Origin of the sequence: Limnothrix sp. FACHB-1083, assembly GCF_014696485.1 — a bacterium.
Taxonomy (GTDB): domain Bacteria; phylum Cyanobacteriota; class Cyanobacteriia; order CACIAM-69d; family CACIAM-69d; genus CACIAM-69d.
This window is the reverse complement of record NZ_JACJQD010000007.1, coordinates 229879-245663: the sequence shown is the minus strand read 5'-3', so window position 1 is coordinate 245663 and position 15785 is coordinate 229879. Positions and strand designations below refer to the sequence as shown.

At 46.8% G+C, this 15785-nt stretch carries 5 protein-coding genes; 3 read left to right on the top strand and 2 right to left on the bottom strand.

What is annotated here, in order from left to right; all coding sequences use genetic code 11:
- Positions 1 to 5: 5 nt before the first annotated feature.
- The 3 genes from plsY (at position 6) to H6F46_RS11170 (ending at position 3437) form a co-directional block, all read left to right on the top strand.
- Complete coding sequence (gene plsY, locus H6F46_RS11180; protein WP_190356129.1) at positions 6 to 680, top strand: glycerol-3-phosphate 1-O-acyltransferase PlsY; 675 nt, start codon at positions 6 to 8, stop codon at positions 678 to 680.
- A 341-nt stretch (positions 681 to 1021) separates the two neighbouring features.
- Positions 1022 to 2434, top strand: a complete 1413-nt coding sequence (gene pds / locus H6F46_RS11175) for a 15-cis-phytoene desaturase (protein ID WP_190356128.1) — start codon at positions 1022 to 1024, stop codon at positions 2432 to 2434.
- Between the two features lie 49 nt (positions 2435 to 2483).
- Positions 2484 to 3437 carry a phytoene synthase gene (locus tag H6F46_RS11170; RefSeq protein WP_099533555.1) on the top strand — a complete coding sequence of 318 codons (954 nt, stop codon included), beginning with the start codon at positions 2484 to 2486 and terminating at the stop codon, positions 3435 to 3437.
- Positions 3438 to 3516: 79 nt separating this feature from the next.
- On the opposite strand, the gene H6F46_RS11165 is transcribed toward H6F46_RS11170, so the two are convergent.
- Together H6F46_RS11165 and H6F46_RS11160 are read right to left on the bottom strand one after the other, a co-directional pair.
- A complete protein-coding gene (locus H6F46_RS11165) occupies positions 3517 to 9381 on the bottom strand; it encodes an ATP-binding sensor histidine kinase (protein ID WP_190405002.1) in 5865 nt (1954 codons plus the stop codon).
- Between the two features lie 138 nt (positions 9382 to 9519).
- On the bottom strand, positions 9520 to 15777 hold the full coding sequence (locus H6F46_RS11160) for an AAA family ATPase (RefSeq protein WP_190405001.1): 6258 nt from the start codon (positions 15775 to 15777) through the stop codon (positions 9520 to 9522).
- Between the last annotated feature and the right edge of the window lie 8 nt (positions 15778 to 15785).

Here is a 15785-nt window from a genome sequence, read left to right as displayed (position 1 = left end):
AAACTATGGCTGTTGCGATCGCACTAGGATTACTCGTTTTGGCCTACCTGCTCGGCTCCATCCCCGCTGGATATCTAGCCGGGCGCTGGCTCAAAGGCATCGACATCCGCCAATATGGTTCCGGCTCCACCGGGGCCACCAACGTGATGCGCACCGTGGGCAAACCAGCCGGGATCACTGTCTTTATCTTCGACATCCTGAAAGGGGCGATCGCCATTGGACTGGTGCGCACCTTCTGGACTGGCGACCTCATCGTCGATCCCACCTGGCTGGCAATCAAGCCCTGGTTAGAAGTGGTCGCCGGCCTCACCGCCGTGATTGGCCACAGCAAATCCCTGTGGCTGAATTTCCAGGGCGGCAAATCCGTCGCCACCAGCCTGGGCACGTTGCTGGCCCTGTCTTGGCAAGTGGGCTTGGGTGGGTTCGCGGCCTTCTGTGTGGTGCTGGCCATTTGGCGATATGTGTCCCTCGGGTCGATCGTCGGGGCAATCATGGTCAGCGTGTTGATGCTGTCTTTGCAAAATCCCTTGCCCTACTGCTTATTTGGCTTGGCGATTACGGTGTTTGTGATTGCGCGACACAAGACCAACATCAGCCGCCTGTTGAAGGGAACAGAACCCAAATTTGGCCAAAAGGTGCAAATTCCCGAGCCTGTGTCCGACAGCGCCAGCGGTTCTTAGGATTTTGGCCCTACTTCTGTGGTGGCGTGCCGGGTCGAAAGCAGGCCGGTCAAGAGCTGGTTAAGTCTTAAAAGCTTGACGAAACGCTGCTTAACCTTGATGGATTGGGGGCTTGGGTCTCTGGCCTGGCTCGATCGGGAAGTGGCCTGGGGATGATCATCTTCTGATTTGCCCCAAATGTAACGAATTGCAACGTATAATAGCTCTGAAAAATTAATTCTTAAGAATTATTCAAGGGAATCCAACACCCATCGCATTTCAAGCGCGATCGGGCGGTTTCCACCCCCATCAGCCCTGTGGCTTCCGTTGTTTACCCCTAGCGAGTAGGACTGTTGAAATCCATGCGAGTTGCAATCGCCGGTGGCGGCCTAGCGGGCCTGGCCTGTGCCAAATATTTGGTCGATGCGGGACACCAGCCGATCGTGTTGGAACGCGAGGCCGTGTTGGGTGGTTTGGTGGCCGCTTGGAAGGATGAGGATGGTGATTGGCTGGAAACGGGGCTGCACGCCTTTTTCGGCGCTTATCACAACATGAAGCAACTGATGGGCGAGCTGGACATTCTCGATCGCCTGCAATGGAAGCGCCACGCCCTGGTGTTTAACCAACCGGAGAAGCCGGGAACCCTGTCTTGGTTTGATGTGCCGGACATTCCCGCCCCGTTTAATGTGATCATGTCGATTCTGCGGAATAACGACATGCTGACCTGGGAGCAAAAAATTCGGTTCGCGATCGGGCTGTTGCCGGCGATCGTGCGGGGTCAGCAGTATGTGGAATCCATGGATAAATACAGCCTCTTGGAATGGCTGCGGCTCCAGGGGGTGGATGAGCAGGTGAACACCGACATTTTCATCGCCGCCTCCAAGGCCCTGACGTTTATTAATCCTGAGGATGTGTCGGCCACGGTTCCCCTGACGGCGCTGAATCGGTTTTTGCAAGAGCGCTATGGGTCCAAGGTGGCCTTTTTGGATGGGGCCCCGCCGGAGCGGTTGTGCCAGCCGATCGTGGACTACGTGACGGCTCGGGGCGGAGAAGTGCGCACCCAAGCGCCGCTGAAGGAAATTGTCTTGAATGGCGATCGATCGGTGAAGTCTTTCATTGTGCGCGGTCAAAACGGCGCGCCCGATGAGGAAATTGTGGCCGATGCTTTTGTGTCCGCCATGTCGGTGGATGCCTTAAAGATCATGATGCCGGACGCTTGGAAAGCCGTGCCGGAGTTCGAGAAGCTGCAAGGCCTCGAAGGTGTGCCGGTGATCAATGTGCAAATTTGGTTTGATTGCAAGTTGCCGACGATCGACCAGTTGTTGTTCTCCCGATCGGATATCCTCAGTGTTTATGCGGATATGAGCCGCACCACTCGGGAATACGAAGACCCGGATCGATCGATGCTGGAATTGGTGTTGGCTCCGGCCAAGGATTGGATCGGCCGCTCCGATGAAGACATCATTGCTGCCACCATGGACGAGCTGGCCAAGCTGTTCCCTGATCACATTCCCCACCAGGCAAAAGTTCGCAAAGCCAAGGTGAAGAAAACGCCCCGATCGGTCTACACGGCCCGGCCGGGATGCCAGGCCCTGCGCCCCCAACAGGAAACCTCGATCGGGAATTTTTTCCTGTCTGGTAGCTACACCATGCAAGAGTTTCTAGGCAGCATGGAAGGGGCTGTGCTTTCTGGTAAGCTGACAGCGCAAGCGATTGTCCGCAATGCCGCGCGCCTTGAGCGCGATCGCGATTTGGCCCTGGCCGCTTCCGCCTAAGCCACTCCTTTGACTGACCCATCGACCTTTCCCAGCCCCGCCGGTCTTCATGCTGCACTTGCCTGACCCGCCACGCACTAACACCCTGGCGACCCTGGAAGAATCCTATGAGTTGTGTCGCCAGGTCACAGCCAAGTACTCCAAAACGTTCTATTGGGGCAGTGCGCTGATGCCGTTGGCTAAGCGGCGGGCCATCTGGGCAATTTATGTTTGGTGTCGGCGCACTGATGAACTGGTCGATGGGCCCATGGCCAAACTGACCACGCCGGAAACCCTGGACGATTGGGAACGGCGACTAGAACAGCTTTTTGGTGGCCATGCGCTGGATGATTCTGATGTGGCCCTGGTTGACACGATCGGGCGCTACAACCTAGATATTCAGCCCTTCCGCGACATGATCGCCGGGCAGCGCATGGATCTCTATCGCAGTCGCTACGAGACCTACGAAGAGCTAGAGCTATATTGCTATCGCGTGGCGGGCACGGTGGGCCTGATGACCACACCGGTTTTGGGGGTGGCTAGCGAGCCGGCCCGCGCCCCTTGGGATGGGTTTTTGCAAATGCAAACCAGCCCCGATCGCAACCCGGATGACCCCACGGAACGGGCGATCGCCCTCGGCATTGCCAACCAGCTCACCAACATCCTGCGAGACGTGGGCGAAGACCGCCACCGGGGCCGAATTTATCTGCCCTTAGAAGATTTGGAGCGGTTCCGCTACACCGAACAAGACTTGATGAATGGTGTGGTTGACGATCGTTGGCGTGCCCTGATGCAGTTCCAAATTCAGCGGGCCCGCACCATTTTTGACAGCGCCGCTAAGGGCATTCGCCTGCTTCACCCCGATGCGCGTTGGCCCGTTTGGGCTGCTTTGATGCTCTACAGCCGAATTTTGCACTCGATCGAGCGCAACGGTTACGACGTGTTCAATAAACGCGCCTATGTCCCCACCACGGGGAAAGTGCGCTGTCTGCCCGTGGCCCTGATGCGATCGCAGGTTCTCTAGGCCAAGCTGTTAACCCGCCGCACAAAACCGTTGGGCCAGTCGATCGGTGCTCGTCAGCGTCTGGCTCAATTCAAACTGCTCAGCCCTCGATCGGCAGTCGAATCAAAAATTCAGCGCCTTGTCCTGGCTCAGACTCAACGGTCAGACTGCCACCGTGTTTATCCACTACGATTTGTTGGGCGATCGCGAGACCCAACCCTGTCCCTTTGCCCACGGATTTTGTGGTGAACAGATGGTCAAAGATTCTTGACTGCACCTCTGCATTCATCCCCTTGCCATTATCCCGAATCGTAATTTGTACCTGATCATCAACCAGAGTCGTGCTGATGGTGATCTGTTGAGGATGCGCTTCTAATTCCTTGAACGATCGACCCTGGGCCAGCTCATCAAACATATCGATCGCATTAGCCAGGATATTCATAAATACCTGGTTAAGTTGGCCTGGGAAGCAATCGATCGGTGGTATTTCGCCATAGTTGGTAATCACCTCGATCGCCGGCCGATTAGCATTCGCCTTGAGCCGATATTTCAGAATCAGCAGCGTGCTATCAATCCCTTCATGCAGGTTAGCGCTGACCTTATATTCCGTATCCGCACGGGAGAAAGTCCGCAAACTTGTACTAATCGATTTGATGCGATCGGTTGCCCCTTGCATTGAATTCAGGAGTTGAGGCAAATCTTCGCAAACATATTCCAAATCAATATCTTCAGCGTGATCTTGAATCTGGGAAGTGGGACTAGGATAATGCTGCTGATATAGGGCTAGATGTTCAAGCAAGTCCTGCACATGCTCTTTGCCATTATTGATGCTGCCATTCAGGAAGCCGATCGGATTATTAATCTCGTGAGCAACACCCGCCACTAGGTTTCCTAGCGATGCCATTTTTTCGCTCTGAACCATCTGTAATTGAGCATTTTTTAGTTCCTGCAAGGTATTTTCTAAGTCTTTAGATTTCTGCCTGATTGTATTTTCAGCCAAGATTCGATCGCTGATGTCTAGCAATAATCCATCCCACATTAAAGTTCCATCAAGCAGTTTTTCTACTCGCCCTTCGCCACGGATCCATTTAACTTTTCCGGAAGGAGTCACAATTCGCCCCTCCCACTGCCAGGGAGTTAAGTTTTGAGCTGAATCTGCCACTGACTGACGATTAGATTCAGCATCTTCTGGATGCACCATGTCCATGAGGATCTGCACATTAGCAATCGCTTCAGAAGCAGTAACTTCATAAAGGTCATAACAATCATTGCTAATGTAGGGCATTGACATCGAACCATCAGGAGCTATCAAATATTGATATACCACCCCAGGAACATTATCTACGAGATTATAGAAGCGAGATTGAGAAATTTTCAGCTCATCCAGCGATCGCTCTAACTGTTGGCTATACTCGCGAGATTGTTGATAGAGTCGGGCGTTTTCCAGAGAGATTGCGGCTTGGGTGCAAAGGAAGTTGAGCACTGTAATACGATCGCTCGTGAATACACCACTAGTTGATCGATTTTCCAAATACAAGATAGCGTTTAAATTTCCTTGACTGAAAATTGGCAAGCACAATACGCTCTTAGGTTGATGTTGAACGAGGTAATCGCCAATTACGGGAAGCTCAGTCTTGAGATCATCAACCACCACTGTCATTGAAGTGTTTTTTACGTAATGAATCAGTTTGGTAGGAACCGTAGAGTTATCTTCTAGCGGCACAGCTTGCAGTGCTACTTGTTTTGCATTTGCCATCACCCGAACTTGCCATCGATCGTCCTCGCAGAGCATTAAGGCACATCCATCTGCTCCAGAGTTTTCAAGCATGGCTTGGGTCAGCTTTTTGAGCAGTTCATCCAGAGCGATCGTGCTGGCGAAAGTCTGGGAAATTTGTAGCAATGCAGCTAAATCTAGAGTCTGATTGATATTGTTGGTAGAATAGGTGTGAGGCGTAGAATGAATTGAGTAAGTAGGAGCACTAAGACTCGATAGTGTTTCTAAAACAGTCAAGCGTTGATTTGCAGCTTGCAAAATGGGCTGCAATAACTGGGGGTAGCGTTCCTCTAAGTCATTTACTTTAGCCTTGGCTCCCCAGTGAGCATAGTGATAGTAAGCTTCTTGCATATAACTTTCAGCAATCTTCTCCTTTCCCCAATCAAGGTAAAACTTAGCAGTAAGTTCATTGGCGAGAGCCTCTTCTTGAATGAACTCGTTTTTTTGAGCCAGTAGGATGGCGCGATCATATAGATCAACTGCTGAACTGCGATCTCCACTCAAACGAACAAGCTCTGCTGTAACTAAATAGTATTTGTGCAAAAAATTATTAGGACAAGCCTCAGCCCATTTTTCTAATAATTTCTGATGTTCTTGAATTTGTTGATAGTAAGCTAATTGAGTTTCTTCGTTCACATCAGCATAGATGGCTGTCAAACTCAAGGGATAATAAGTATGGTAGATGATGATGGGAAAAAATCCCATGTTTGCAGGCAATGTATCTTGCAAAGTTTCTGATATTGCTAAAACTTGGGCATAATCACCTTTAAAGTAAGCTCGCTGTAAAACCAAAAAGCCATACCAACTAATAGCAACGTTAAAGTGACTTTGTTGCCATAACTGAAAAAATGGATGCTCAAAGTAGCCAGGTGCTGTTAGGATCTTGTCCTCAGTTACATCGTCTATTAGTTCTCGTACAAACTGTCTTTGAAGTTGAAAAACACACAGCATATTTTGATCATTTGTTTTTTCAACATAGCCGAGATATTTTTGAATTTCTTCTTGTACAGAAAGCAGAGGAGTTCCTTTCAAAAGATGAGACCAAATCAAGAAAATAATTGCCCATGCCCCAAAAACTAAATCGCCCGATTCTGCACACAGCTCAGCCGATTGTTTATAGAGTGGTATATTCTCTGCTAAAGGCCGCGAAAAAGGGTTGATAATGTGAGCAAAATGGTTATTGTTTTTGGCCATAAATTGAGTATTTTTAAACACGCGGTCAATATCTAAAGCGACCTTGCCAAATTCATAAGCGCTTTGATAATTTCCTTCAAATGCCAACATCATGCCGTAACAGCAATAAGCAAAGCTGGAGCTTTCTGCTCGTCCATACCTGAGGGATAGGTTCACCATGCGCAGAGTTGTTAGCAAATTCAGCAGTTGATTACCTGCCAAATAAGAAGCTGAATACAAAATTGCTAGAAGCTTCATGCAACTCTGCTGAACTGGTTCGGTCATTTCAGGTAAATTTAGCAGAGCTTGAACTGGCACTTGAGAAATATTAGTTTGAACTTGTTGCCGCTCTACCTCTACTAAAGATTTCAACTCATTTTCATCAGTTGGCAATACCATTTCTAAAACAGCTAAACCTTTAATCCCTGCTTCAACGCTAGATAGCATATTTGTTCCCAAGGTCATTCGCTGCGTCATAAGAATGCTATAAATTTGAGCTGTATCTAAAGGATCTGTAATCCACTCTAAAATGTAGTTTAGTAAAGTTTCTGAAGTACTAAATTCACCAACAAGGTAGCTACATTCTGCTTTTTCCCGATAGAGATTTAGCATGAGATGATAGTGGGAGTCCCAGATTTCTTGAGATAATCGCTGAAGTCCAATATTAAAGTATTCAATGGACGCTTGATAAGCGACCGAAATCTTGGCTTTCATACCCGCTAAAAGTGCTAATTCTGCTAACTGAATCACCGATACAGAATATGGATCAGTGTCAATTCCTATATTCAAATGATTGACAATGTCAAAAACTGCGACTTCTAATTCTTCTTGTGGCGTACTATTCAGCAGGAGCTGTCCAACTTTAAGATGAGTGGCTTGCTTTCGTACCTGCGGAATCAAAGAATAAGCCGCTTGCTGCACTCGATCGTGTAGGAATCGATAGGCTGGATTGGCATGATTTTGAGCTTCAATCTGCTCGATTTCTTCAGACTGAAAAAACTTGTAAACCTGAGTGATTGGGATGATTAGTCCTTCCTGTAAAGCTCTCCACAAGACGGTGGCTGTTTCCGTTTGCGATTGCTCTGCCACGATCGCCAGGGTCTGTAAATCAAACTGCGCGCCAATACAAGCTGCTAACTTCAAGACCTCTTGCGTCGCTGTCGGCAGCTTCTGTAACTGCAACGCCATAAACTCCACCACATCATCCGTCAGGGCCAGGGCATTGACCTGGGCAATATCACATTGCCAATAGCCTTGATCACGGTCAAAGACGATGTACCCATCTTCGTGAAGCGCTTTCAGAAATTGGGTCGTAAAGAAAGGATTCCCTTGGGTTTTACGATCGACCAATTGAGTCAGTGGCTGTGATAGCTCTTGGCTGCATTTCAACGTATCCGCCACCAAGCAATTGGTATGCTCTAGGCTCAGTGGCAACAAAGTGATTGTATTAACAGTTAAGTTCGCTTTTTCCAGTTCCCCGATCGTCAGCATCAGGGGATGAACTGGTGAGACTTCGTTATCTCGATAAGCACCCAACATCAGCAGATAGCCACTGCTTTCCATGAGCACTTTCAGCAATTGCAGCGAAGCGGAATCAGACCACTGCAAGTCATCCAGGAAGATTACTAAGGGATGATTGGCAGTCGTGAAAACTTGAATAAATTTCTGAAACAGTAAGTTAAATCGATTCTGGGCTGCGGTTCCTGACAGTTCCGGAGCTGCGGGCTGCTGACCAATGACTTGCTCTAGCTCTGGAATCACCTCAATTAAGACCTGGCCATTTTCACCAACAGCTTTGAGGATTTGAGCTTTCCATTCGGCTAGTTGACTGTCAGACTCTGAGAGCAGTTGCCCCATCAGATCCCGCAAAGCTTGTACGAATGCTGATAGGGGAATGTTGCGATTGAATTGGTCGAACTTCCCTTTGATGAAGTAGCCCTTTTGCTGAGTGATTGGCTTATGCACTTCATTCACCACAGCCGTTTTACCAATCCCCGAAAATCCCGCCACTAGCATCAGTTCTGACGCGCCTTGGGAAACTCGCTCAAAAGACTTGAGCAAAATCTGTACTTCACTCTCACGACCATAGAGCTTTTCAGGGATTAAGAAGCGATCGCTCAGATCCCGTTGTCCCAGTTCAAATAATGCAATCGTTCCTGTTGTTTCCCATTGGCTTAAGCATTGCTGCAAATCATGCTGAAGACCCAGGGCACTTTGATATCGATCCTCAGCATTTTTAGCCATCAGCTTGGCCACGATCGCCCCTACAATCCCAGGCACTGACGGATTCACCTGATCCACTGGCTGTGCTGTTTTGGCGATATGACAATGCAGAATTTCTAAGGGATCGTTGGCAATGAAGGGCAATTGACCCGTTAATAGCTGGTATAGCGTCGCACCCAAGGCATAGTAATCAGCTCGATAGTCAATGCCGCGATTCATACGCCCGGTTTGTTCGGGAGCCAGGTAGGCTAAAGTTCCCTCTAAAATATTTGGATTTTGAATTTCTTGAGTTTCTTTAGGTAATAAAGAAGCAATACTAAAATCAATTAATTTAATTTCTTTTGATTCGGGATTAATCAAAATATTGGCAGGTTTAATATCTTTATGAATAACGCGTTGCTGATGCAGATCGTGCAGAATGGTGGTCAGTTGCAGGGCAATCTTGAGCACTTCGACCCAATTAAGCTTGTGCTGCTGTAGGTATTGATTGAGAGACAATCCTCCCCAATCTTCCATCACCATCACATAGCCATTACCGAAGGGCTGAAGAGTCAGGGGGTGAATGATGCCAGGAAAATTGAGGTTTTTGGCGATCGCGTATTGATTCCGAAATTGCACCAGTTCGCCAAAGGTGGGATAGTCCGACAGCAAGACTGTCAACACCACCGATCGCTGATCACCATCCTGGACAGCTCGATAGACAGCCGTTCGCGATCCCCAATAAAGTTGCTCAATGATCGTATAGCCAGCAATTGCAGGCAATGGCCGGGATGAAGAGCTGGTGAGGGGGGACATGGATGTGGTTAAGAAGAAAACCTACTTTTCAGTATAAGGCTCCCTCCTGATAATACGACAACCTTGAAGTGCCTAATATGACATGACTTACGGACGTAATTTATCTCGATATAACAGCTTAGTATTGCGTAATAGAACTTATGACTTGATCGGCAGTCGAATCAAAAATGCAGCGCCTTGTCCTGGCTCAGACTCAACGGTTAAACTGCCGCTATGTTTATCCACTACGATTTGTTGGGCGATCGCGAGACCCAACCCTGTGCCTTTACCTACGGATTTTGTGGTGAATAAATGGTCAAAGATTCTTGACTGCACTTCTGCATCCATCCCCTTGCCATTGTCCCGAATGGCAATCTGCACTTGGTTGTTTACCAGAGTTGTGCTGATGGTGATCTGTTGAGGATGTGCCTCTAATTCTTTGAACGATCGCCCCTGGGCCAGCTCATCAAACATATCGATCGCATTAGCCAGGATGTTCATAAATACCTGGTTGAGCTGTCCCGGGAAGCAATCGATCGATGGTATTTCGCCATAGTTGGTAATCACCTCGATCGCCGGCCGATTAGCATTCGCCTTGAGCCGATATTTCAGAATCAGCAGCGTGCTATCAATCCCTTCATGCAGGTTAGCGCTGACCTTATATTCCGTATCCGCACGGGAGAAAGTCCGCAAACTTGTACTAATCGATTTGATGCGATCGGTTGCCCCTTGCATTGAATTCAGGAGTTGGGGCAAATCTTCGCAAACATATTCCAAATCAATATCTTCAGCGTGATCTTGAATCGGAGGAGTGGGACTAGGATAATGCTGTTGATACAGGGCTAGGTGTTCCAGCAAGTCCTGCACATGCTCTTTACCATTATTGATGCTGCCATTCAGGAAGCCGATCGGGTTATTAATCTCGTGAGCAACACCCGCCACTAGGTTCCCCAAAGAAGCCATCTTCTCGCTCTGCACCATTTGCAACTGAGCATTTTGTAGTTCCTGCAATGTACGTTCTAGATCTTCAGACTTTTGCTGAATTACAGCTTCAGCCAAAATTCGATCGCTAACATCCTGAATCATCGAAAAGATGCCAATAGCCTTCCCTTCATTATCTACCAGAGGCGTATTGATCCATTCACACGTGATGATCGTTCCATCCTTCCGAATGTTCTGATTTAAACTATGGAATCCCCCCCTTTGTTCCAGCAATGCTGTCATAACTTCAGCTACAAGGGGTCTATCCGATTCTGGAACAATCTGAGTTGCGTGGTGATCCAGCATTTCTTCTGCAAGATAACCAAATATTCTTTCAGCGGATGGATTCCAGCTCGCCACCTTAAATTGGTCATTCCATTCAATAATGCCAACAGGTGTTTGCTGAATCAGAAATGTCAGCCTCTCTTGAAAATCCCTCAACGAAGCCTCTGCCGCTTCGCGCTCTTGTGATGCAGCTTTTTGCTCACTGATGTCCAACAAAAGTCCATCCCAAACCAACGTTTCATCTGCCAGTTTTTTAATGCGTGATTCTCCATGAATCCACTTAACTTTTCCAGATGGGGTAATAATTCTTCCCTCCCACCGCCAAGGTGTTAAGGCTTGAGCTGAATCAGCAATCGTTTGACGATACAGTTCAACATCCTCTGGATGTGTCATATTCATGAGAATGCGTACGTCGGCGATCGCTTGTTCGGACGTAACTTCGTACAGGTCATAACAAGCGTTGCTGATATAGGGCATTGATACTGAGCCATCAGTTTTCATGAGGAACTGATACACTACCCCCGGAACGTTATCCACTAGATTATGAAAACGGGATTGGGTATTGTCCAACTCGTGGAGAGATTGCTCTAGCTGTTGACTATATTCTTGAGATTGTTGATAGAGTCGCGCATTTTCCAGAGAAATTGCCGCTTGGGTGCAAAGAAAGTTGAGCACTGCAATGCGATCACTCGTAAATACGCCGCTAGTGGAGTGATTTTCCAAATGCAAAATAGCTCGTAGCTTTCCTTGATTGAGAATCGGCAAACATAGAACACTCTTCGGCTGATGCTGATTCAGGTAATCACCAATCACTGGAAGATCAGTTTTGAGATCATCAACCATCACCATCGTTGCAGTGTTTTTTACGTATTGAATAAGCTTCACAGGAACCGTTAGGTTATTGTCGAGCGATGCAGACTGCAAAGTTACTCGCTCTAGGTCTGCTATTACTCGCACTTGCCATTGATTCTCTTCGCAAAGCATCAAAGCACATCGGTCTGCACCAGAGTTCTCAAGCATCGTCTGAGCTAGCGTTTGTAGGAGTTCATCCAGGGCGATCGTGCTAGCAAAGGTTTGAGCAATTTGCAACAGAGTAGACAGATCCAGAGTCTGGTTAATGTTGCTGGAAGAATGTGTGCGAGGCGTAGAATGAATTGAATAGGCAGGAGTAGTAAGACTTGAGAAGGTATCTAAGATAGTCAAGCGCTGGCTGGTTGCTTGCAAAACGGGTTGCAATAATTGAGGATAACGTTCTTCTAAATCTGCAACTTTAGCTTTCGCGCCCCAGCGAGAATAGCAGTAATAGGCTTCTTGCATATGAATCGCGGCAATTTTGTCCTTACCCCAATCGAGATAGAACCTAGCAGCGAGTTCATTGGCGAGAGCTTCTTCTTGAAGGTATCTATTTTCCTTAGCTCCGACAATGGCAAGATCGTAATACTCTATTGCTTTATAGAATTCACCCAATATCCGATAATATTCAGCTTCCATTAAATGAAATTTATGCTGATAATTATTTGGGGCGTGAATCGCCCATTGTTGCATACTCAGCTTCCTGTCATTTAATGTTTTTAACATGCTAGATTGATCAGAACTATTCAAATCAAAATAAGATGCAACCTTGGTTAGATAATCATAAAATGTAAATATTGATAATGCGATATTACCTGTCACAGCATCTAGATGCTTTTCTGCATGTTGTAGGGCTTCTTGTGATTCAGAAATATACCCCATCAAGAAAAATAAGCTACCGTGATTTAAAAGTGCATGAAATAATCCGTGAAAGTCTTGTTGTTGACCGAGACGTTCCAAAGTATTAGCCCGATCAGATTGCACGTTTGGGGTATTAACGTGTTTTTCTTGTAGTAATGACAGAATCGACTCCAAGTAAAATTGAGTCCAATTCATGGACGAGTCTTGGTTCAAGCTTTTCAGTATTTCAACACCATCAGCCAATTGTTCTTTGAGTGAACTCAAGTTGATTCCGGAAAAATAAGAGCAAAATGAATAATGAAACATTGCGTACCCAGAGAACTCGAGTTCACCTTGCTCAATTCCCCATTGGTGTACGTTCTTCAGCAATGCAACTACGTCATCGATATGATCTCTCCAAACATTAATGAACACACTAACACAGAACATGGTTCTAACTTGAATTTTGCGATCATTAAATTGCTCAGCTAAGATCGCCGCAAGATGTCCAAATTGATATCCATTTTCTATTTGATTTTTGTCACAAAGCAAAAGTCCATAGCAAGCATAGCCAAATGATGAAAAAGCAGTATTTCCATAGTCCAAAGATAGATCAATGAGCTTAAAGACCATTATCTGAAACAATGGTGCGTTAATTTGATAGATTGTAGGGACAGCACATTGAAGAATTTGAACCACAGCCAACCATTTTTTGTCTGTCATTCTTGGCAGTTGACTAAGAGCTTCAATCGAGTTATTTACCAGACGAAATATCTTAGTCTGTAGATCTGTGAAGCTTTGATCTACTGCTTTTGGGCTGGGTTTCTCTGGACAGTTAATTCCCAATTTTTCAAGAACTTGTAACGAAAGATTGACAACTTCTTGCTGTTGAGTTTGGGCGGTATATGCTTGAATCTTTGTCTGATAAGCATCAATTTGGTCTAGTACACTGGTAGTCTGATTGAGTAGAACAGATAACCACTGCTCCATCAATATAAAATCTCCCGAAAGGTAAGCCGTTTCTCCGGCGAGGTTATACAAATCGAGAGCCAAGTTATATTGAGAACTCCAAATATTGGGAGGTAGTAGAGAAATAGAAATCTTGAGATAGCCAAGTGCTGCATCATAGGCAATGGAGTTTTTTGCTTTCCGGCCGGCCAAAATATCCAGGTGAATGAGGCTCATCCTATCTGCTTCACTGACCAAGATCAGATCCAGAGCTTGATTCCAGTGATTCACAATATCGAAAATGCTATATTCCAGAGTCTCAATGCTCGTGCTTTCTAATAGCAATCGACCAATGCTTAAATGAGTTGATTGTTTTTGATCCCTGGGAATCAGAGAATAGGCCGCTTGCTGCACCCGATCGTGCAGGAATCGATAGGCTGGGTTGGCATAATTCTGAGCTTCAAGCTGCTCAACTTCCTCAGACTGAAAAAACTTGTAAACCTGAGTGATCGGAATGATTAATCCTTCCTGCAATGCTCTCCATAGGCAAGTGGCTACTTCCGTTTGGGATTGCTCTGCCACGATCGCCAGAGTCTGCAAATCAAACTGTGCGCCAATACAAGCTGCTAATTTCAAGACCTCTTGCGTCGCTGTCGGCAGTTTCTGCAACTGCAACGCCATAAACTCCACCACATCATCCGTCAGCGCCAGAGCATTGACTTGAGCAATATCACATTGCCAATAGCCTTGATCACGGTCAAAGACGATGTACCCATCTTCGTGAAGCGCTTTCAGAAATTGGGTCGTAAAGAAGGGATTCCCTTGGGTTTTACGATCGACCAGTTGAGTCAGTGGCTTTGATAGCTCTTGGCTGCATCTCAATGTATCCGCCACCAAGCAATTGGTATGCTTTAGGTTCAGTGGCAACAAAGTGATTGTATTAACGGTTAAGTTCGCTTTTTCCAATTCCCCGATCGTCAACATCAGGGGATGAACTGGTGAGACTTCGTTATCTCGATAAGCACCCAACATCAGCAGATAGCCACTGCTTTCCATGAGCACTTTCAACAATTGCAGCGAAGCAGAATCAGACCACTGCAAGTCATCTAGAAAAATCACTAACGGATGCTCAATGGTCGTAAAAACCTGAATAAATTTCTGAAATAGTAAATTAAATCGATTTTGAGCTGCGGTTCCCGAAAGCTCTGGGGCTGCGGGCTGCTGACCAATGACCTGCTCCAGCTCCGGGATCACCTCAATCAAGATCTGGCCGTTTTCACCAACAGCTTTGAGGATTTGAGTTTTCCATTCGGCTAATTGACTGTCGGATTCTGAGAGCAGTTGCCCCATCAGATCCCGCAAAGCTTGCACGAATGCTGATAGGGGAATGTTGCGATTGAATTGGTCGAACTTCCCTTTAATGAAATAGCCCTTCTGCTGAGTGATTGGCTTATGGACTTCATTCACAACAGCCGTTTTACCAATCCCCGAAAATCCCGCCACTAGCATCAGTTCTGACGCGCCTTGGGAAACTCGCTCAAAAGACTTGAGCAAAATCTGTACTTCACTCTCACGACCATAGAGCTTTTCAGGGATTAGGAAGCGATCACTCAGATCTCGTTGTCCCAGTTCAAATAATGCAATCGTTCCTGTTGTTTCCCATTGGCTTAAGCATTGCTGCAAATCATACTGAAGACCCAGGGCACTTTGATATCGATCCTCAGCGTTTTTAGCCATCAGCTTGGCCACGATCGCCCCCACCATCTCGGGTACTGATGGGTTCACCTGATCCACTGGCTGTGCTGTTTTGGCGATATGACAATGCAGAATTTCTAAGGGATCGTTGGCAATGAAGGGCAATTGACCCGTTAATAGCTGGTATAGCGTCGCACCCAAAGCGTAGTAATCAGCTCGATAGTCAATGCCACGATTCATGCGCCCAGTTTGTTCGGGAGCCAGGTAGGCTAAAGTTCCCTCTAGAATGTTGGGATTTTGAATTTCTTGAGTTTCCTTGGGTAGCAAAGAAGCAATACTAAAGTCAATTAACTTTACTTCTTTCGATGCGGAATCAATCAGAATATTGGCGGGTTTAATATCTTTATGAATAACACGCTGCTGATGCAGATCGTGCAAAATGGTGGTCAATTGTAATGCAATCTTGAGCACTTCGACCCAATTAAGCCTGTGCTGCTGTAGGTATTGATTGAGAGACAATCCTCCCCAATCTTCCATCACGAGTACATAGCCATTACCGAAAGGCTGAAGAGTTAGGGGATGAATAATGCCAGACAGATTGAGGTTTTTGGCGATCGCGTATTGATTCCGAAATTGCACCAGTTCACCAAAGGTGGGATAGTCCGACAGCAGGATTTTCAACACCACCGATCGCTGATCACCATCCTGGACAGCTCGATAGACGGCCGTTCGCGATCCTCTGTAGAGCTGCTCGGTGATTGTGTAGCCCGGAATATTGGGTATTGACTGTTCGGATACTCGAGTGGCAGTGGTCATAAGTGATA

Excerpts from the sequence above, each read along its gene's own strand:
- pds (WP_190356128.1), top strand. The coding sequence starts at position 1,022 with ATGCGAGTTGCAATCGCCGGTGGCGGCCTAGCGGGCCTGGCCTGTGCC.
- H6F46_RS11170 (WP_099533555.1), top strand. The coding sequence starts at position 2,484 with ATGCTGCACTTGCCTGACCCGCCACGCACTAACACCCTGGCGACCCTG.
- H6F46_RS11165 (WP_190405002.1), bottom strand. The coding sequence starts at position 9,381 with ATGTCCCCCCTCACCAGCTCTTCATCCCGGCCATTGCCTGCAATTGCT.
- plsY (WP_190356129.1), top strand. The coding sequence starts at position 6 with ATGGCTGTTGCGATCGCACTAGGATTACTCGTTTTGGCCTACCTGCTC.
- H6F46_RS11160 (WP_190405001.1), bottom strand. The coding sequence starts at position 15,777 with ATGACCACTGCCACTCGAGTATCCGAACAGTCAATACCCAATATTCCG.